We start from the raw sequence: 19330 nt of genomic DNA, 5'->3' as shown, positions 1-19330 counted from the left end.
AGAGTGACAGTTCAAACAAAGGGCACTACTTACCCATTATTTTGAGCAATAATTCAGAGTATTCGTGGTATTCTTTATTGGCTTTTATGCTGGCATATGCTCCTTTTATGTCGGTAATATTTTCGTCACATTTTGCCATTTCAGATACATAAAATTTGGCACGTGCCTCTAATGCTGCTTTAGGGTCAACACTGCCGCCGCCACTGTAGCTACCACGTCCACCGCCTTTCTTCTCTTCTTTCTTGGGCAACACAACCGAGACACCATCGATAAATGGTAGTTCACCAGCGAACGGGAAGCACTCCACTTTGTGTCCAGTAATCTTGCCCATGACGTTCTTCAGTGGCACGTTTGGCAACATTTCAGCACTCATGGCAGGTAAACACATCAAACCTGACTCATTGATAAGTAGTGCAGCACTGTAAGCTTCCGTGCCTTCTTCTGGTGTTTCACCATCATTTGCAACAAGGTATGCCCAGAACACAGAAAACGCTGCCTCAAGTGCCGGACAATCTGCTTCAGCAATATTCATTCGCACAAGCAACTCTTTCGATTCGTTAGTGCAGATAATCTTAAGCTCTGACATCACCTTAACGAATGTCTTCATCACGGGAATAGAACTTACCTCTATCGCTGCGTAGCATCCGTCTTTTTGCCATTGCAGCCCAAGAGCGTCACCTGCTGCTTTGTCAAAACTACCCTTGTTACCGCCTTCACCGTTCTTCCACACCTTGAATTCAAATACTCCACCTTTAGGGTTGCAACTACCAGTCCCTAGAACTGCTATTAACCAATGATTATCACCATCAATAACGCCAGTAAAGGCAGATGCTTGTAAAGTAAAGTTTTCGCCAGTGAAATTGTACTTTTCGCGTTCACCTGTCTGCTTATTGTTCGCAGTCAGTGCCACCCATGTCTTGTCAGCATCAACGAATGAAACTTGACCGAAACCGATAAAAGCGTCTAAAGGTGCGTTAGCCATGATTGTAAATTCCTTGTTTTTCAGTATGTGTGTTTGAGTTGATAGGATGTCATACCATCACGGTTGTCATCGTCAGTCGATCGTAAGGTTACCGTTTAGCGTCTTTAAATGCTTGTGCTAAAGTTTCTACTTGGCTGATTGACAGTGAATTGAGGTCAACATTTAACTTGACATCCATACTCTTAGCATCTGACTGAATAGTACGGATAGTAGAATCCTTCGTGGTGTTAATCATGCTCTGATACCTGAGATTGAATGAGTTTATAGCCAAACGGTGTAGATATTTCTGTAAAAGGTTGCACTATACCAAAGTCTTCCGAGCGTTGTGGTACCGAGTGCGTGATCATTGCAAACGAGAAAAACTGAACAAAAAGACTACCATCAGCCCATACCACTATTCGCATTATTTTGTCCTTTTACTTGAAGAAGCTTTTGTATCTGTGAGCGTGTTTCCATGCAGCACGGAACGTTAGAAAAACGAAGCCCGGATAGTACTTGTTGCTGAAATTAGAGTACTCAATGACATATCCAGATGGGTGATCAGGGTGATCTAATACTCTTCTAATGATTAGCTGTTTCATTGCATTCGCACCCTTGACGGCTTTCACCACGGTGGCAGATACCAGCATTAGCAACTACTGCAACAATTAGAGCTAGTATTGCAATCGATGTCCTTATATTTTTCATGCTTTGTAATCCAAATAAACGTGTGATGTGTCGTATACGGGAGCGTGTACAGACTTCACGGAACAGGGTGACTCTGGTGCATAGAAGCTTACGAAAGCATTTTGATTAGGGAGTGATAGTAGTGCCGAGACTAGTTGAGTGACTGTCATTGTGTAACCGATTTCAGCATTGGTATAACCTGTAGTAAATGTAGAGCCATCGTTGTTGTCAAAGAAAGTTTTTACTTGACGAGCAAGGATACACAGTCTCGATATCTCACACATATCAACGTTGAGATAACAACTCAACCTTCTTTTTGCGCCAATATAATCGGCAAAGTTGTATGTGTCTTGAGTTACTGCATTCAATAAGCTAATAGCTAGCGAATAATCTTCACTGTAATCAGTAAGCTGTGATGCAAGGTACTCTACTTCAGAAATTTGAATGTTGCCTGTAACTGTTATGAAGCGTGTCATTGTTTATTCTCCTTTTGTTGGTAGGTGAAGTTGGACCATCGGAACTATTGCAGCAAGATTCGTGCGCTCGTTGGTACATACTGCCATGAGGCAAAGGTGTGAATAGTACAGCTTGTCTATGCGGTAGGTATCGAACCTCTTGTCGTTACCAACCTCAGCTTGTAACACTACCTTTGCACCTACCGGAAAGAGATACTTCCTCGCAGCCTGTACTACTGACAGCCATTTCACACCATTCGATCTGTTAGCAAGCAACCAACGACCTCCGACACGTTGAAACGTGCCAACGCTCGGGAAATAACGGGTAATACCAAAAACGTGATCGTCGTAGTAGCGACAAAGACATATATCGTCAGATGTAACGAGATCAGGTCTCTGTCCATTTGTATCAACTTCAATAATGCTGCTATGGGAGTCGAGTACTGAAAGTCTTGCTTTTATTTGGTAGTAGCGTGTAGATGCATCAGGGTGAAGCCAATCACATCTTCCCTCAACAGATGTAATAGGGAATGCCCTGTAACTACCGCGTTCATCGCCTACTATCTCAATTTTGCAAACATCGTTGTTACGACCTACCGCAGAATCACCTGTAATCGCAACTTCTTTATTGATTGTTACAGCACTATCGGATTGATTGTCCCAAAAGCAGGGAATAACGCGATATTCGCCATGAATACCAAGCACTACCGTGTCATCGTTTCGTACTTCAAGTACTTTGATGGATGCTTGCCGGGAGTGACAGTCTAGGGTGTCATTTTTAGTGTCACTAAAAGTGTCATCTACAGGTGACGCTTCTGTAACAACATTACTTACGGGATGCAGTTTATCGTATTCAGCCTTTAGTATCGAAAATTCTGCATCAAGTCTACAGCCTAGCTGTATGCCGTTATTGCGTAGCGTTTTGAGTTCGCTTTGCAGTTCTCTGTACTTTAATGTCATCGTCGTTCAGTATCGTGTGTGTTTGGCTTTGTCTGCCATGTAAACAATGTAGCTAGAGTGACATCACTACGACATCAGAGTGATTACGTAACATAAAAAATACTTTGTTTTTTGACATCACGGTGATTGCACGGTGATGATTTTTGGTATACTTGCGCTATTTTCTATCAATAATATTGATGTCAAGTTTCAGGGTGATATCAATGTCGATCTCAAAAAACAACGTGCGTTTTCTAGTAAAGATAAGAAAAGATATAAAACATTTCCTTGAAGCTCAAGCCGATCTTGAATTTAGGTCACAGTCGGAACTAGCACAATATGCAATAGCAAAATACTTGAAAGAGTGTGGACATCCAATTGAAGTGGATACCAGCAGAAGGGATTAATAGCCTGACCTTAGCATGTCAATAAACTGCTAGACCTCAGTACTGAAAAGATTATTGTGTGATATTTTTCCCGTAATTAAGTGCAGCCACGCAAGCATCACGGTGACATCACTTGTTAGGATATATCCAAGAAGTGACACCCAAGAGTGACACTAGGAATGACACTCACGAGTGACACTCTTAAAACACACGGTACTAAAGGTTTAAAAAGATGACAAGATTTACATTCGCTGCAACTCAACAATACGCATTAGATAACGGTTATGAACTCGTAAGGACGTCAGAGGGGTATAGCATTTATCCTTGCAACGGGAATCTTGCTGAACGGATGGGAGGGTATAAAGCTAGAACACTCTCTATAGTTATAGAGGTTATAAAAGAGGGTTATGGCTTACATGGTCAGTACTGTAATGTAAACCCGTTGGTCATGTCTTCTGAAAATGCAGATGCGATTGCAAAGATTGCTTACCAAACAGATGTGGATTGGGGGGATGTTGATGAAACACCGGAATTGTCTAGCATGCCGACCACTGAGCAATTCAACACGCAGGAGTCACACTATGTCATTAACATGTTCTTGATTGCATTCAACGTGAAACTCACCGCTACAGTCATTGAGCTTTACTGTGCTGAGATATCGAAGGAATGTGACGATCGATCTATCGGGCATCCTGAGATAAAACCCGATTTGATTGGCACTGCTGCAATGTATCTTGGGTTTGACGCTAACGACCTATTTAGTAATGCCTATTGTGGATATGCTGATGATATGCCTGGGTGGTGGTTTGATTGCCTCAATATTTGCACCAATATCATACAGCCGATAATTGCCAACTACGCCCTTGAATTACTTGCCGATGAACTTCCACTGCCTGACTGGTTTAGTGATGCCATAGATATGTTTACAGAGTCAGAGGAAGATTTTAACACCCGCATCATACTGGAAGAGATGTATAAAAGCCCCGAAGTCTTAGAGCCTATCTATTGGGATGAAATAAGAAATGCTTTTTGTGATGCACCGATGAAAGAGAGTATCTTTGCTGAACTTGGCAATATGAGTAGAGCATCGGCGCGGTAAGCATACCCTTCTCTCAAAGTGTCACCCAACACTGTCACTAAAACTGACACTCTACAATGACACTTCTACAACAACATATAGGATACTATGACAAATCTATCAGTTTTCAACTTTGAGTCTCACGAAGTACGGTTTGTTGGTACAGCGAATGAGCCGTGGTGGATAGCACAAGATATCTGCAAGGTGCTTGAACTCGATGATGTAAGTAAAGCTGCAAGTAGATTGGATGATGATGAAAAGCTGATACGAACATTACACGTATCAGGTCAAGGTAGGCAAACACTTTGCATTAATGAGTCTGGTTTGTACTCACTTGTTCTCACATCCCGCAAAGCGCAAGCAAAACGTTTCAAAAAATGGCTGACATCAGAAGTTATTCCCGCCATACGCAAAACAGGCACTTACACGATAAACGACAAGACATCAAATTTTGATTCCAAAGTAGCCGCACTTGACGGCAAGCGTCGGGAACTCAAACAAAGAATTGATATAGCAAAGTCGGAACTCAACCGACTTGAAGGTGAATACAGTCAACTGGATATAGAAGAGTCAAAACTGTATGTACTCAATAATCACGAAGTTGGCGAAACATACATCAAGCACAAACAGAAGATTGAGACAGTAAGGGCAAGTATTTATCTACCGAAGGGAAAGTAAGATGACCAATTACTACAACCGTGACGGCGATATCCAGTGTCCACAATGCCAACAATGGCAGTGCAAAAAGAACGGCATACACACTACCAAGGCTGGGAAAGTGCAAAGAATTTACTGTAAGTTATGCCGTACTAACGTCGATCAATTCTTAGTAAAACAAGATAAGCGCAAATACGAGAGGTTTTTAAGATGAGTAAGACAAAAGTAAACAGTGATGGTAGCTTTAGTACTGACGATAATGGGCGCGAACGAGAAGCTACACCGCAAGAGATAGATACAACACTACGAGAATGGGAGGGTGATAATAGTGGCAAGAAAGGCAAGAGAAAGTGATCTGCAACGTGGCAAGGCAATACATTACTGGGGTGAAAATTGGCAGGTATGGAACAACGACGGTGAATATGTAACTTTAGTAGCACCGGGTCACACACCTGGTGGATGGTACAGACCTTACCCTGGTGAATTGACAAAACCTACAAGCACCATCGTAAGTGTTGACAATGAGTTCTTGTTGTGCTTTGACGATATCAAAAAAGATGTGTTTGGGAAAGAGATAAAATAATCTACTTGTCAAGACATATAAGTAAAAAACACACCTTACTGTAAAAAGTAGGGTGTTTCTTTATAGGTATACGAATGATAAGCAAAACTTGTAATAGTTTGTGGCGATTGCCTGATTTACCTTATCAATTGAGTCACTAAACCAACTAAACCAATTTACTAAACCACAAAATACAGCATAAAACGTGTAAAATGAAAACCGTACACGCTGAAATGCTTACACAGTAACGAGAAACGGAGAGGGAGAGATTCGAACTCTCGAATAAGTTCCCCTATTACAGACTTTCCAGGTCTGCGCCTTAAACCACTCGGCCACCTCTCCAGGTGCCACAAGTTACGATCATACTATAGAATCCCAGAAAATGCAAAGATAAAGAAAGATATTTTAGATTGAATCTGAAAGTCCCAATTCCAAAACGCAAATCCAGATGTCTCGTACATACACAATTAAAGTTCGCGATCGCGCCACTGGCCAAACCCACACCCTAGAAGTCCCAGAAGACCGCTACATCCTGCAAACTGGCGAAAAACAAGGGGTAGAACTGCCGTTTTCCTGCCGTAACGGGGCTTGCACCACTTGTGCGGTGAGAGTTTTATCAGGAGAAATTTACCAACCGGAGGCGATCGGATTGTCGCCACATTTACGTCGGCAAGGTTATGCCTTGTTATGTGTGAGTTACCCCCGTTCTGACTTGGAGGTGGAGACGCAAGACGAAGATGAAGTCTACGAACTCCAGTTTGGCCGGTATTTTGCTAGGGGGAAAGTGAAAGCGGGTTTACCCTTAGATGAGGAATAAACATAAACAATTCAAAATCACCGAATTTTTGATGCCTATACATCTTGGTGATTGGGTGCGAAAAATAGCGATTTTGGGTTGCTTGTTGCTCTTGGTAAGTTGCCAAGGTAAAAATCAGCTACCAAACAATGAGGCTCAGGTAAAAGTAGCGCGGGTAGTTAGTGGGCAAAGTTTGGAAGTGATAGGCATGGCTGAACAACCAAATTTGATTTCCCAAGTGCGGTTAGTTGGTATTGATGCACCAGATTTGCGACAGCGGCCTTGGGGGGACGCAGCAAAAGAACAGTTAGAAAATCTAATTGGAGGTGCAGAACAATCGGTAACGCTGGAGTTTGATTTAGAAACAAAAGACAAAATCGGACGAACTCTAGCTTATGTGTGGAAAAATAAGGTGTTGTTGAATGAGGAATTAGTTAAACAAGGGAATGCAATGTTTATTGAGCGATCGCCTAACCACAAATATAACCAGCGTTTAGAACGTGCCCAACAATGGGCTAGACTCATGGGCCAAGGAATCTGGAACCCAGAAAAACCCATGCACCTTACTCCTGCTGAGTTTCGCCGTCAAAATCTTTGAGGAGTGGGGAGTGGGGAGTGGGGAATGGGGGATGAGGGAGCAGGGGAGGCAGGGGGAGAATAACTAATGACCAATGACAAATGACTAATAACTAATGACTAATCTACAAATTTTTCTAGATATTGCTACTGAAGCTGCGTTAGCTGCTGGTGTCGTTTTGCAAGGTTATTTAGGTAAATTAGAAGACGCAATTATTGAAAAAAGTCGCCCTGGTGACTTAGTTACTGCTGCTGATAAAGCCTCAGAAGAGGTGATTTTAGAAATTTTGCGCCGCCACTTTCCCGATCACTCTATCCTTGCTGAAGAATCAGGAAAATTAGGTAATCAAGAGAATGAATACCTTTGGGCAATAGATCCTCTAGATGGGACAACCAACTACGCTCATCAATACCCATTTTTTGCTGTTTCTATTGGACTGTTAATTAATGGCATTCCGCAACTTGGTGTAATTTATGACCCTTTCCATAATGAGCTATTTCGGGCTGCTGCTGGCTTAGGAGCAACGCGTAATCGTCGCCCCATTAAGGTTTCAGTAACATCGGACCTTAATAAAAGCTTGCTAGTGACAGGATTTGCTTACGATCGCCGCGAAACCTCTGATAACAACTACGCAGAATTTAGTCACCTGACTCATCTTACTCAAGGAGTCAGACGTAGTGGTTCCGCATCGCTAGATTTAGCGTATGTTGCCTGTGGACGTGTCGACGGTTACTGGGAACGAGGGCTTTCTCCTTGGGATATTGCCGCCGGGATAATTTTGTTACAAGAGGCTGGGGGCAAAGTCACTGCCTACGATGGTACTTCTGTCAAAATCGAGTCAGGTAGAATTCTTGCTACAAATGGTTATATTCACGACACTCTCAGTAACGAACTTTTACAAGTTCCACCACTGTCAGCATGGGTTTAGCAGGTGGGAGCTTTCCCCCTTACTTTGGGTAAACTAAAAAGAATCTAACTGCTGCTTTGGTGCAAAACCTCTATATGTCTTTCAAAATAGATCGTGGACTATTTAAATATGATTTCATAGATCATCACGCAGTTTTATGCGTTCCAGTGGATGCGGATGTCAAAGAGATTCGCAAACGCTATCTCAAAGTTGCCCGTCGCTTACACCCGGATAGTAGTTTTACTGAAAGTGCTAGTCACAAAGAGCTAGGGAACGAATTATTATCAAAGCTGGTTAACCCAGCTTACGAAAAACTGTGTGGCGATCGCACTCGCACGGAATATATTTTAATTTTGTCGCAAATTGGCAAGCGCCTTTTACAAGAATCTACTTCAGTGACTCTCACCACCGAGTTGGCTAAACAGTTAGCCCAGACGCCTAATCTCGAGCATTTCTATAAAAGTGCGATCGCTAAAATCGGCGAAACCCAATATGATTCTTTAGAGCAAGCCCTGCAAGTTATTGCCCAAGTTAGTGAGTTGAATTTAGTGTATTTAATGCGGAGTGCAAGCAAACCATCCGCAGCGACGCGGCCACCTGCTCAACCCAAAGTTGAATCAGTTACGCCTCAGTCAAATACACTACCAGCAGCACCAGCGCCACCAAAAGAAGACTCGATTGTAGAACAATATATTCGTCGCGCTCAATCTTTGATTGATAAAAACCAATTTCCCCAAGCCAAAGTAGAGTTGCAGGATGCCCTGAAGCTAGAACCTAAAAATAGTCACTGCCATAGCTTAATTGCAATGGTGTATTTGAAGCAAAATCAGCTAAAAATGGCAAAAATCCACTTCGACAATGCTCTCAAATTAGACCCCAACGACGAAACGGCTTTGCAATGGAAACCTAAAATAGATAGAGCTCTAGGACAACAACCAAGTGATCATAAGGTGACTTCATCCGCCAATAATGGAGATAAGCAACCAGATAAATCTGGTAGTGGTGGTTTGTTCGGTGGTTTGTTTGGTGGGAAGAAAAAATAATGGTGTATCAACCAGCAGCAGGAGCCAGGGATTTATTGCCCTTGGATGTGGAGAAAAAACGCTGGATTGAAGATAGATTACAGCAGGTGTTTCACCGTTGGGGATATCACAGGATTATCACCTCAACTTTAGAACGCATGGATACCCTGATGGCGGGGGAAGCAATCCAGCGCCAGATGGTGATTCAACTACAAAATGGCGAAGATGATGAATTAGGGCTACGTCCAGAATTAACAGCATCCATTGCTCGCACAGTTGTCACTCGCATGGCAAATGCAACTTATCCGCAACGGTTGTACTACAACGCTAATGTGTTTCGCCGCACTTGGGAAAGTAGACACAATCGCCAGCAAGAGTTTTATCAAGCTGGGGTGGAATTATTAGGTGCTGGCGGATTGTTGGCTAATGCGGAAGTACTACTGTTAGTAGCAGATTGTTTAGCAGCACTAGGGTTGCAAGAATGGCATTTAATTTTAGGTGAAGCGGGAATTACCCGATCGCTCCTGAGTGCCTTTCCTGCTAATTTACAGGATAAAGTTCGCAGTGCGATCGCTCATCTTGACCGCATTACTATAGATACTTTACCTCTAAGTGATAAGCTACGCGATCGCGCCCGAACCATGCTAGATTTGCGTGGCCCCAGTGCAGACGTGTTGCAAAAAGTTAGTAGTTTGGATCTAGACAAAGAACAGCGAGAGGCAGTAAATAATCTCAAATCCCTAGTAGAATTACTGGAATCAGAGAAAAAATTTCCCTTAATCCTCGACCTCAGTCTCATCCAGACCATAGATTACTACACTGGCATCGTCTTTGAAGTTGTCAACGATACCGAATCTCAAGCTAGAGTTTTAGGGCGAGGTGGTCGCTACGACCAGCTTTTGGGGCTATATCATCCCCAAGGAGAAAACATTCCCGGTATTGGTTTTGGACTAAGTATCGAAGATTTATACCAAGTTCTGTTGTCTACTCAGCAATTACCACAGGCAACTCCAACGAGTGACTGGTTGGTAGTGCCAGAGACGGCTAGCGCTAACGCCTTTGCCTTTGCCTACGCGCAAAAACTCAGAGATTCTACTGATTTGGTGCGCGTAGAAATTGATTTAGGGGGAAGGGATGCAGACGCTATTCGCCAATATGCAAGCGATCGCGGCATTGCTCAAATTGTTTGGATGAAAGCTGATGGTTCCCCAAAAATTGAACCATTGCGTTAGTGGGAATTGAGCAATTCAATTTTAGATTTTAGATTGAAATTTAATCCAAAATCCAAAATCTAAAATCTAAAATTCTTACTCCCACTCCCCACTCCCCACTCCCCACTCCCCTGCTAGGCTAGAAATAGCCGATACAGAAAAGAGGGAATCGAGAACATGCCGCACACAATTGTTACAGAAGTCTGTGAAGGCGTTGCTGACTGCGTAGATGCCTGTCCAGTAGCTTGTATTCATGATGGCCCAGGCAAAAATGCCAAGGGAACTGATTGGTACTGGATTGACTTTGCCACTTGCATCGATTGTGGTATATGTCTCCAAGTTTGCCCAGTAGAAGGGGCAATTCTTGCAGAAGAACGACCAGAGTTGCAAAAAACTCCTTAATAGTCCATAGTCAACAGTCAATAGCTATTTTTAACTTGACTGTTGACCAATGACCAATGACAAATGACAAATGACAAATGACAAATGACAAATGACTATTTACTAGATGTCCAAAATGTCCACGCTGGATACATTAAAGATGTAGATATCTTGCAAGGCGTAAATTTCCGCGTTGCACCAGGCGAATTGGTAACTGTGATTGGCCCCAACGGCGCTGGTAAATCTACTTTAGCAAAAGCAATTTTTGGGCTTTTGATCCCGCACACAGGGACAATTACCTTCAAAGGTGAAAATCTCGTGGGGCTAAAGTCCAATGAAATAGTTCAGCGAGGAATGTGCTACGTACCGCAAATCGCCAATGTTTTCCCCTCCCTTAGTGTTGAAGAGAACTTGGAGATGGGTGCTTTTGTGCTTAACGTTCCTCTGAAACCAATTAAAGATAAAATATTTGCTATGTTCCCCAGACTAAGCGATCGCCGTCGTCAACGCGCTGGTACTCTCTCTGGGGGAGAACGCCAGATGCTAGCGATGGGTAAAGCTTTAATGTTGGAACCTAGTTTGCTGATTTTGGATGAACCATCTGCTGCTTTGTCCCCGATTTTGGTGACACAAGTGTTTGAGCAGATTAAACAAATTAATCAGGCGGGTACTGCGATCGTATTAGTGGAACAAAATGCCCGTAAGGCTTTAGAGATGGCTAATCGCGGCTATGTACTGGAGTCAGGACGCGATGCTATTTCAGGCCCGGGTCAAGAACTGTTGAATGATCCTAAAGTGGGTGAGCTATATCTGGGAGCAGGTAAAAGACATTAATCCGGATTTTTCCCTCTTGCCCCCATTCAATATAAGACCACTTTAATAAGGAAACTTCACCAGGCGATAGCGATGTCTAAGGCGGGGTGCGCCTACGCTATCTATAAACTAATACAAAAGCTATAACAATTCCTGCCACTGCCGCGACCGTCGTTTTCGATGCTCAAAGAATTCTCCCCAATAATCCTTGCGTTTCTAATCACATCTACAGGGAGTAAAAAGGTAAAACAGGACATTCATTCAGGAAAAAATGATTAAAATGCAAATTAACTGGATGGGGCAGAACCCCAATTCAACAGCAAGGCTTATCGAACTTCCTATATATAAAGTTCTGCATCAGTTTTTAATATACTGCTGAGTCGCAACAAACCCTGCAAAGCCGCTCCAGAGGAAACCTGGGGCGTTTTCTCATGGTATAAAAACGCCTATGTTTACCCAATCAAAATTGATTGAGTACTTTTGGCAATTTGGCATCCAAAATTTTTCTGTTGCAGTTTTAATTGAGATATCAACAGGGTTACTGGGAAATTGAGAAAATTCTACAAGGGATCGATTCCCGTCTCAAAAATCCCACCCAATGGCCAGTTGTTGACGCCCGTGTAAACTACCCTTTCAGGGTTAGATGCACTTAACAAGCACGAGCAGTCACCGCTTCACCACAACTGGCTAGAAATCAAACAGAAAACACATAGTACAAATGGTCTAATATCATTTCACGAAATATCTGATATATAAGTAGGAGCGTATAGCTGTACGCTCCTACAGCCATTGGCACTTTTTCTAACTGATTAATAATACTCTGCAATTGGCTCAATACCCGATTGTGCTGCACATCATGAACATCAGTAGGAATTGAAGCTAACAAGCTTTCAATTTCTCGTTGCGCTGCCTCCAAAGCTTCCACAGCATCTGACTCAGCTTGCCGCCTTACCTTAACTTGACCTAAATTAGCCTCATAAATTGCTAATAATTTCTGTGCCTCGGTATAACCAGCCACGTCTTTTGAAGGAATTTCTTTAAGCCGCTTGGCTTTGCTATGCACTTGCTGAGAGGATTTTTTGAGAGCCTGCCTCTCTACGCTCCATTTCATGCTCTAATTTAGCTAGGTTTTTGGGGGTTAATGGTGTTGTAGATTGTTGGATAGGGGCAGATGGATCTATCCCAGAGCTATTTTGAGAATTTTTACGTAGAAAATTCCAGTTGATTTTGTTTAAAAAAGTCATAAATATAGCCAACACTGTGTTAAGTATTCCCAAGTAACACAGAAAATATATACATAGGGGTGAATAATTAAAGGTTTGTAGTAAATACTTTAGTCCCAATAAAACTTGCTATGAGCGATGAATCGCTCACTACGAACTAGGATTTTTTTGTATGTTTAGTTATGCTTACCTACATACTTATAAAAGCTAAATTACGATGCTATCTGAATATTAAATGACTCTTAAATCGTGTAAAAGGGTACTATTGCATCTTGCTTAAGTCTGATATCTTCCTGAGAACAGCTTTGTTTTCTGGTAGATTGATGAGTCGAATTAATGGATTTGTCGGGCGACGTGATTTCTTAAAATTTGCCAGTTTAGTAGGTATTGCAACTACTGTTTTTGGTGATAGTTTTTGGAATACAGAGCAAACTGCTATTACTGATATTCATCAAGACAACCCCAATCCAGTTAATGCTAATGAAGCTATCAGACGTTTATTGGATGGTAATCAACGATTTATCCAACAAAAACGTAAATATCCGGATCAATCACTAGAACATTTGCGATTAGTTGCTAAAGCTCAGTATCCCTTTGCCGCTATATTAGGGTGTGCAGATTCCAGAGTCCCTGCGGAAATCGTCTTCGATCAAGGGCTTGGAGATTTATTTGTTGTGCGAGTTGCTGGTAATGTCGTCAGTGACACGGTTATAGGTAGTCTGGAATATTCTACAGCAGTTTTAGGGTCGCAGTTAATTGTGATTTTGGGTCATAAAAGATGCGGTGCAGTAGCAGAAGCAATCAAAAACGAACCACTTCCTGGCAGAATTGGTTTGATTATTGAGGGTATCAAACCATCTGTAGAAAGGGTAAAGTTAAGAACAGGTGATAGTATACAGAATGCAGTTATAGCCAATATTCAATATCAAGCTGAAAAATTGCAGGAAAGCTCAACAATTTTAGCTAAATTGATCGATGAAGGGAAACTAAAAATTGTTGGCGCTTGTTACGATATTGACACTGGTAAAGTCAACATTATTACTTGAAAATCTCATAAAATCTTGGCGTAGTATTTTTAGGTTAATTATGTTGCAAAATATTATTAGTTATTGATAGTCTTGAAAATTAATCAAATTTATTGCTCAACTTAAAAAAATATTTCTTATACTATTTAACGAAATACCTGTTACATGTATATTCGCAGGGGCAACGATGCCTGGGTTGGTCTACGCTAAGGCAAACTCACAAAAATTAAGAAAAACCTAGAAACAAGGCACAGTCGCAGCTTTTAACAAATAAATCCGGCAGGGGCCATATAACAAGGCCGCCCGCCAGGAAGGTATAGTATATTTTGGCCATGTTTGATTAGGTTAGCGCTTATTTATAAAAAATAATTGCATATCCCTAGATACAATAACTAAATACTTTGAAAAACACAGTTAAGAAAAGTTACTAAATAGGTTAATTTCTAATTAAAACCAACAATTCCCAAAATGGGGAGATGAGTGACCAGGGGGGCAGAAAGCAACAAGGGGGAGAATAAAAAATTACCTCGTTTCTCCTCTGCTCCCGTTCGGCTGCGCTCACGGCAAGCCTGCTCTTCTGCCTCTTTCCAACGCCTAATGCCCCATAATATAAGAAAGCGCTTCACACTTCTTAAATAATCAGCTTTATTAGAACAATGGCAAGAGACTTGCGGGGATTCATTAAAATTTTGGAAGATAAGGGACAATTACGGCGAATTTCAGCTTTAGTTGACCCAGATTTAGAAATTGCTGAGATTTCCAACAGAATGCTGCAAAAAGGTGGGCCAGGATTGTTGTTTGAAAATGTCAAAGGCGCTTCCTTCCCGGTGGCGGTGAATTTGATGGGAACTGTGGAAAGGATTTGCTGGGCGATGAATATGCAGCATCCAGAGGAGTTGGAAACTCTGGGTAAAAAACTAAGTATGCTGCAACAGCCAAAACCGCCGAAGAAGATTTCCCAAGCGATAGATTTTGGAAAAGTGCTGTTTGATGTGGTGAAAGCGAAACCAGGACGTGACTTTTTCCCTGCTTGTCAGCAAGTTGTAGTTCAAGGTAATGATTTAGATTTAAACAAGTTGCCCTTGATACGTCCTTATATTGGTGATGCTGGCAAGATTATCACGCTGGGACTAGTAATTACCAGAGATTGTGAGACGGGTACTCCAAATGTAGGTGTGTATCGCTTGCAACTACAATCCAAGAACACGATGACGGTTCACTGGTTATCGGTGCGGGGTGGGGCAAGGCATTTGCGAAAAGCGGCCGAACGTGGGAAGAAATTAGAAGTTGCGATCGCACTTGGTGTAGATCCTCTAATTATCATGGCAGCAGCTACACCTATACCGGTAGATTTATCAGAATGGCTGTTTGCTGGACTTTACGGCGGTTCTGGTGTGCAGTTGGCAAAGTGTAAAACTGTCGATTTAGAAGTTCCCGCAGATTCCGAATTTGTCTTGGAAGGAACGATTACACCAGGAGAAGTTTTATCAGATGGGCCTTTTGGCGACCACATGGGTTATTACGGCGGCGTGGAAGATTCACCCTTGGTACGCTTTGAGTGTATGACGCACCGGAAAAATCCGATTTACTTAACAACATTTAGCGGTCGTCCACCTAAAGAAGAAGCGATGATGGCGATCGCACTTAATCGCATCTATACACCTATTCTGCGGCAGCAAGTATCAGAAATTGTCGATTTCTTCCTACCAATGGAAGCTTTAAGTTACAAAGCGGCGATTATTTCCATTGATAAAGCATATCCGGGACAAGCGCGACGAGCAGCCTTAGCGTTTTGGAGTGCTTTACCACAATTTACATACACAAAATTTGTAATTGTTGTGGATAAAGATATAAATATTCGTGATCCGCGTCAAGTTGTGTGGGCGATTAGTTCTAAAGTTGACCCAGTGCGGGATGTGTTTATTCTGCCGAATACACCTTTTGATACCTTGGATTTTGCCAGTGAGAAGATAGGCTTAGGTGGACGGATGGGAATTGATGCGACTACAAAGATTCCGCCGGAAACAGACCATGAATGGGGTTCGCCTTTGGAATCTGATCCAGATGTGGCGGCGATGGTAGAAAGACGATGGGCGGAATATGGTTTGGCAGAGTTGCAGTTAGGAGAAGTAGACCCGAATTTGTTTGGCTACGATATGAGGTAATGTATTAGATAAAAACTGGTAAAAATCTATGTTGGCTATCAGCTTAACTGATTTTTATCAGTCAAATATAATTTTAGTTTGTCATGGCGATCGCCGTCCTTATGCTGACTTATATGCTTTTAATTTACCAGATATAATTCCACCTTTTCCCCTGCCTTTGCGTTCTGGAGATACGCAACCAGTTATAGATTTGCAGACATTGTTAAATGAGGTATATGATATCTACGGCTATGATTTGGTAGTAGATTATAGTCAACAACCAGTACCAGCGTTGTCACAAGCAGATGCAGCTTGGGCAGATGCAGTTTTGCGGGAGAAGGGGTTACTGTAGAACAACTTAATAGGGATTTGAGATTTCTGTAACTTAACTGGGAATACTAACCGGAGATTCCTTGTAAGGTAAGACTGAATTCCTAAAAAGATGAACTTGACTAGACTACAAAAAGCAGAACAGGCTGTATTTATAAAATCTTCTAATATATTGCAGCACCTCTCTAAACTTGTACTTTGTATTTTACTCGCCTCGATTTTGAGTATGACAGAGATTATTTTACCAATAACAAGGTATGGAGTGGCTGAAGCAGTTCCCATAAATAAATATCTATCATCCTTGCAAGTAGATAAGACACTTGCAGTTTTGGAAAAAGCTAGAAATTTTATTGCCACAGGGAGTTCTTTTATCCCAGATATTTCTATTTTAAGGGCAACATTAGCGCCGACTATTGCAAGTGCAAACTGGCAAAGAAATTAATACCCTAGAAGGACATCAAAGGTGTGTTCGTGCTATAGCTTTTAACCCAAATGGTCAGACTTTGGCTAGTGGTAGTGAAGACAATAACATCATACTTTGGGATTGGCAAAATAATAGGCAGATACGTACTTTTAAAGGTCACTCTAATGCAGTGACATCCTTGGCTTTTAGCCCTGATGGACTAAACCTTGTGAGTGGTAGTGATGACAAAACCATTAAAGTATGGGATGTGCAAACTGGACTACCAATTATCACTCTTTTTGGACATGAATCTTATGTAGAGTCAGTAGCTTTTAGTCCAGATGGTAAAAATATTGTTAGTGGTGGTTATGATAAAACAGTTAAAGTGTGGGAGATGCCTTGAATGGATATTTTAATAGAATAATCTCATCAAAAGATTTGCAGAAATATAAATGGACTGGATTACACTATTGCGATCGCATACACTCCCAAAACCCACATAATTAGCCCCCTCCTCGCTTGCGGGGAGGGGGTTGGGGGTGGGGTTCTATCTCTGCAACCAAGCACAAATATCCTGCAACACCCCTTCCATCCTCTCCAGAACATCCTCATTTCTAAATCGCAAAACCTGCAACCCCAAACTCTCCAAAAATTCTTGACGTATCGCATCTTCCTGTTGGGTGTAGTCGTGAATTTCACCATCCACTTCCACCACTACCCGCGCTTCATTACAGTAAAAATCCACAATAAAACGGTCAATTGTTTGCTGACGGCGAAACTTGAAACCCAAAAGTTGCTTGTGTCTCAACTTCTCCCAAAGTAGTTTTTCTGCTGGAGTTGGTTCACACCGCATCTGTCGGGCCAATGGCTTAAGTTTTTTCCAAAGTTCGTATGGGGTTTGCCAAGGGTATCCCGGAACCCCACCCCCTAACCCCCTCCCCGCAAGCGAGGAGGGGGGACTGGAGTCGGTGAGAGGGTTGGGGTTTTGATTTTGGGTCATTTGCGATTTTGGTGGTTAGCGTAATTAATATTTCATGTATTATTCCCAGCGATCGCACTCTCCCAACTCTTCAAAACTCTGGCATAATCAGACATGGCTACGCCTAAAAAGCTGATTTAAAGCTTTACGCCGAATGGATATTTTAATAGAATAATCTCATCAAAAGATTCGCAGAAACATAAATGGACTGGATTACACTACTGCGATCGCTACAGTCTGATTTTATTAAAAGGTTAGCATCTGGTTCTCTGCTTCATTGTGAAACAGAAGGTCAATATAGTGAATTAACTGTAATCTCTGGAGAAAGGCTAAGGGCATTACGAGAATTTTGCTGGTTGATGGCTGAGAAATATAAGCGTGTTTTGCCAGTCCGTGATGTTTTTCTTAGCTATCTCAAAGGGAAGTTGGGTGAGGAAGTTGTCAAAGAACGTTTAGCTGATTTTATTACGGAAGTCGATTATGAAAAGCGATTCGGCGGCGATGGCAATATAGATTTTACATTGACTTCTGACCCATCTATTGGTATCGAGGTTAAATCTCGTCACGGTAGTATTGATAGAGTTAGATGGTCAATTAGTTCTGAAGAGGTTGAAAAAAATGCAGTTGTAGTTTGCATTTTGATTCAAGAAGATGTAAGTGAAGCCCAATCTGAGTATCACCTTTTTTTGGCTGGCTTTCTTCCAACGCGGATGATTAAGTTGAAGACTGGTAAAATATCATTTGGGATTGAACAATTACTGTATGGTGGTGGTTTATGGTGTTATCTAGAACAGTTACAATCTTCTATAAATTCTTCTAGGCAACAAACACCAATTTATAAATATCTCCCGAAGCAGGAAATCGTATCTAAGCCAACTATTAATCAGTTGAGTAACTCTTATTTTAAACCAGAATATAATAATGAAAATTTAAATATACTTTATGTAAGATTAGGTGATGAATGTTTTCAGAAAGGAGAGTATTCAAATGCGATCACTAACTATAATCAAGCCTTACAAGTAAAATCTAGTGATACAGATTTATATTATAAACGAGGTTTAGCTCACTATCAAATAGGAGATTATGAAGCTGCGATCACAGATTATTCTCAGGCAATTCAGATGAATCTTCATGATGCTAAATCTTACAATAAACGAGGTTTAGCTCTGTCTCAACTAGGGCGGTTAGAAGAAGCAATTAATGATTATACTCAGGCTATCAGAATTAATCCTAATGTTGCCGTAGTTTATAAAAACCGGGCTGAAGCTCGTTCTCATGTAGGAGATAACCAAGGAGCGATTGAGGATTATACACAGGCTATTAAAATTAATCCCCATTATGCAGATGCTTATAAAAACCGTGGAATTGCTCGTTATTTAATAGGCTCTCAACCAGGATTCCCCCAAGCAATTAAAATTAATCCTAAAGATGCCATAGCTTATAAAAAACGTGGTAATGCTCGTTCAGATTTAGGAGATTTTGAAGGAGCGATTGAAGATTATACTCAGGCGATACAAATTAACCCTAATTATGCAGATGCTTATTACAACCGTGGTAATGCTCGTTCAGATTTAGGAGACTTTGAAGGAGCGATTGAAGATTATACTCAAGCAATCCAGATTAATACAAATTATGCAGATGCTTATTACAACCGTGGCAATATCCGTTTAGAAATAGAAGATAAACAGGGAGCAATTGAAGATTTTCAAAAAGCGGCAGACATCTATCGTCAAGAAGGTAAGCTAGAATCGCTCAAAGATACACGAGAAATAATATTAGATTTAGAAATAGAAG

The 19330-nt window shown here is 41.5% G+C and carries 24 protein-coding genes, 1 tRNA gene and 1 pseudogene; 17 read left to right on the top strand and 9 right to left on the bottom strand.

The window, feature by feature from the left end:
- Nucleotides 1–25 precede the first annotated feature (25 nt).
- The 5 genes from VE944_RS19505 to VE944_RS19485 all read right to left on the bottom strand — a co-directional run bounded on the left by VE944_RS19505 (nucleotide 26) and on the right by VE944_RS19485 (nucleotide 3063).
- Entirely contained in the window at nucleotides 26–982 is a 957-nt protein-coding gene (locus VE944_RS19505; protein WP_324980527.1) for a hypothetical protein, read from the bottom strand.
- Nucleotides 983–1070: 88 nt separating this feature from the next.
- Nucleotides 1071–1217 (bottom strand): hypothetical protein, encoded by a 147-nt coding sequence (locus VE944_RS19500; protein ID WP_324980523.1) that lies wholly within the window; start codon nucleotides 1215–1217, stop codon nucleotides 1071–1073.
- 326 nt (nucleotides 1218–1543) lie between these two features.
- Nucleotides 1544–1669, bottom strand: coding sequence for a hypothetical protein (locus VE944_RS19495; RefSeq protein ID WP_324980520.1), 126 nt, complete (start codon nucleotides 1667–1669; stop codon nucleotides 1544–1546).
- Nucleotides 1666–2124 carry a hypothetical protein gene (locus tag VE944_RS19490; RefSeq protein ID WP_324980517.1) on the bottom strand — a complete coding sequence of 153 codons (459 nt, stop codon included), beginning with the start codon at nucleotides 2122–2124 and terminating at the stop codon, nucleotides 1666–1668. The genes VE944_RS19495 and VE944_RS19490 overlap by 4 nt, the downstream gene beginning before the upstream one ends.
- A 3-nt stretch (nucleotides 2125–2127) precedes the next feature.
- Nucleotides 2128–3063, bottom strand: a complete 936-nt coding sequence (locus VE944_RS19485; RefSeq protein WP_324980514.1) for a hypothetical protein — start codon at nucleotides 3061–3063, stop codon at nucleotides 2128–2130.
- A gap of 597 nt (nucleotides 3064–3660) precedes the next feature.
- Between VE944_RS19485 and VE944_RS19480 the strand changes: the two genes are divergently transcribed.
- The 4 genes from VE944_RS19480 to VE944_RS19465 all read left to right on the top strand — a co-directional run bounded on the left by VE944_RS19480 (nucleotide 3661) and on the right by VE944_RS19465 (nucleotide 5746).
- Nucleotides 3661–4527 (top strand): hypothetical protein, encoded by an 867-nt coding sequence (locus tag VE944_RS19480; protein WP_324980511.1) that lies wholly within the window; start codon nucleotides 3661–3663, stop codon nucleotides 4525–4527.
- Between the two features lie 87 nt (nucleotides 4528–4614).
- Nucleotides 4615–5184, top strand: coding sequence for a BRO-N domain-containing protein (locus tag VE944_RS19475; protein ID WP_324980508.1), 570 nt, complete (start codon nucleotides 4615–4617; stop codon nucleotides 5182–5184).
- A 189-nt stretch (nucleotides 5185–5373) separates the two neighbouring features.
- Nucleotides 5374–5517 carry a hypothetical protein gene (locus VE944_RS19470; protein ID WP_324980505.1) on the top strand — a complete coding sequence of 48 codons (144 nt, stop codon included), beginning with the start codon at nucleotides 5374–5376 and terminating at the stop codon, nucleotides 5515–5517.
- On the top strand, nucleotides 5492–5746 hold the full coding sequence (locus tag VE944_RS19465; RefSeq protein WP_324980502.1) for a hypothetical protein: 255 nt from the start codon (nucleotides 5492–5494) through the stop codon (nucleotides 5744–5746). Before VE944_RS19470 ends, VE944_RS19465 begins: the two co-directional genes overlap by 26 nt.
- A gap of 234 nt (nucleotides 5747–5980) precedes the next feature.
- Here VE944_RS19465 and VE944_RS19460 read toward each other — a convergent pair.
- A tRNA-Ser gene (locus VE944_RS19460) sits at nucleotides 5981–6067 on the bottom strand.
- 106 nt (nucleotides 6068–6173) lie between these two features.
- Between VE944_RS19460 and VE944_RS19455 the strand changes: the two genes are divergently transcribed.
- The 7 genes from VE944_RS19455 (at nucleotide 6174) to VE944_RS19425 (ending at nucleotide 11453) form a co-directional block, all read left to right on the top strand.
- Nucleotides 6174–6542 carry a 2Fe-2S iron-sulfur cluster-binding protein gene (locus VE944_RS19455; RefSeq protein ID WP_324980499.1) on the top strand — a complete coding sequence of 123 codons (369 nt, stop codon included), beginning with the start codon at nucleotides 6174–6176 and terminating at the stop codon, nucleotides 6540–6542.
- 31 nt (nucleotides 6543–6573) lie between these two features.
- Complete coding sequence (locus VE944_RS19450; RefSeq protein WP_324980496.1) at nucleotides 6574–7119, top strand: thermonuclease family protein; 546 nt, start codon at nucleotides 6574–6576, stop codon at nucleotides 7117–7119.
- Nucleotides 7120–7213: 94 nt separating this feature from the next.
- Nucleotides 7214–8026: an inositol monophosphatase family protein gene (locus VE944_RS19445; RefSeq protein ID WP_324980493.1), complete on the top strand. Its 813-nt coding sequence runs from the start codon at nucleotides 7214–7216 to the stop codon at nucleotides 8024–8026.
- A 74-nt stretch (nucleotides 8027–8100) separates the two neighbouring features.
- The gene (locus VE944_RS19440; RefSeq protein ID WP_324980490.1) at nucleotides 8101–9048 is read left to right on the top strand and encodes a J domain-containing protein; all 948 of its coding nucleotides are present in this window, start codon (nucleotides 8101–8103) and stop codon (nucleotides 9046–9048) included.
- Nucleotides 9048–10259 carry an ATP phosphoribosyltransferase regulatory subunit gene (locus VE944_RS19435; RefSeq protein WP_324980487.1) on the top strand — a complete coding sequence of 404 codons (1212 nt, stop codon included), beginning with the start codon at nucleotides 9048–9050 and terminating at the stop codon, nucleotides 10257–10259. Before VE944_RS19440 ends, VE944_RS19435 begins: the two co-directional genes overlap by 1 nt.
- A 156-nt stretch (nucleotides 10260–10415) precedes the next feature.
- Complete coding sequence (locus VE944_RS19430) at nucleotides 10416–10640, top strand: indolepyruvate ferredoxin oxidoreductase subunit alpha (protein ID WP_012407913.1); 225 nt, start codon at nucleotides 10416–10418, stop codon at nucleotides 10638–10640.
- An 84-nt stretch (nucleotides 10641–10724) separates the two neighbouring features.
- A complete protein-coding gene (locus tag VE944_RS19425) occupies nucleotides 10725–11453 on the top strand; it encodes an ABC transporter ATP-binding protein (protein WP_229554046.1) in 729 nt (242 codons plus the stop codon).
- A 673-nt stretch (nucleotides 11454–12126) separates the two neighbouring features.
- On the opposite strand, the gene VE944_RS19420 is transcribed toward VE944_RS19425, so the two are convergent.
- A complete protein-coding gene (locus VE944_RS19420; protein ID WP_324980477.1) occupies nucleotides 12127–12495 on the bottom strand; it encodes an ATP synthase subunit B family protein in 369 nt (122 codons plus the stop codon).
- Nucleotides 12488–12676 carry a hypothetical protein gene (locus tag VE944_RS19415; RefSeq protein WP_324980474.1) on the bottom strand — a complete coding sequence of 63 codons (189 nt, stop codon included), beginning with the start codon at nucleotides 12674–12676 and terminating at the stop codon, nucleotides 12488–12490. The genes VE944_RS19420 and VE944_RS19415 overlap by 8 nt, the downstream gene beginning before the upstream one ends.
- A 302-nt stretch (nucleotides 12677–12978) precedes the next feature.
- Between VE944_RS19415 and VE944_RS19410 the strand changes: the two genes are divergently transcribed.
- From VE944_RS19410 to VE944_RS19390, 5 genes and pseudogenes are all read left to right on the top strand, one after another.
- A complete protein-coding gene (locus VE944_RS19410; RefSeq protein ID WP_324980471.1) occupies nucleotides 12979–13701 on the top strand; it encodes a carbonic anhydrase in 723 nt (240 codons plus the stop codon).
- Nucleotides 13702–14336: 635 nt separating this feature from the next.
- Nucleotides 14337–15845, top strand: coding sequence for a UbiD family decarboxylase (locus VE944_RS19405; protein ID WP_324980468.1), 1509 nt, complete (start codon nucleotides 14337–14339; stop codon nucleotides 15843–15845).
- Between the two features lie 70 nt (nucleotides 15846–15915).
- Nucleotides 15916–16176, top strand: a pseudogene (locus tag VE944_RS19400) (DUF4058 family protein); the annotation flags it as partial.
- 90 nt (nucleotides 16177–16266) lie between these two features.
- A complete protein-coding gene (locus VE944_RS19395) occupies nucleotides 16267–16596 on the top strand; it encodes a hypothetical protein (RefSeq protein WP_324980465.1) in 330 nt (109 codons plus the stop codon).
- The gene (locus VE944_RS19390) at nucleotides 16574–16960 is read left to right on the top strand and encodes a WD40 repeat domain-containing protein (RefSeq protein ID WP_324980462.1); all 387 of its coding nucleotides are present in this window, start codon (nucleotides 16574–16576) and stop codon (nucleotides 16958–16960) included. The genes VE944_RS19395 and VE944_RS19390 overlap by 23 nt, the downstream gene beginning before the upstream one ends.
- A gap of 144 nt (nucleotides 16961–17104) precedes the next feature.
- Here VE944_RS19390 and VE944_RS19385 read toward each other — a convergent pair whose 3' ends face one another.
- Nucleotides 17105–17557, bottom strand: a complete 453-nt coding sequence (locus VE944_RS19385; RefSeq protein ID WP_324980458.1) for an endonuclease domain-containing protein — start codon at nucleotides 17555–17557, stop codon at nucleotides 17105–17107.
- Nucleotides 17558–17739: 182 nt separating this feature from the next.
- Between VE944_RS19385 and VE944_RS19380 the strand changes: the two genes are divergently transcribed.
- A partial coding sequence (locus VE944_RS19380) for a tetratricopeptide repeat protein (RefSeq protein ID WP_324980456.1) occupies nucleotides 17740–19330 on the top strand: 1591 nt, incomplete at its 3' end.

Origin of the sequence: Nostoc sp. (assembly GCF_035638895.1) — a bacterium.
In the GTDB taxonomy this organism is placed as follows: domain Bacteria; phylum Cyanobacteriota; class Cyanobacteriia; order Cyanobacteriales; family Nostocaceae; genus Nostoc.
The sequence above is the reverse complement of the archived record's forward strand: the minus strand, read 5'-3'. Positions and strand labels throughout refer to the sequence as shown.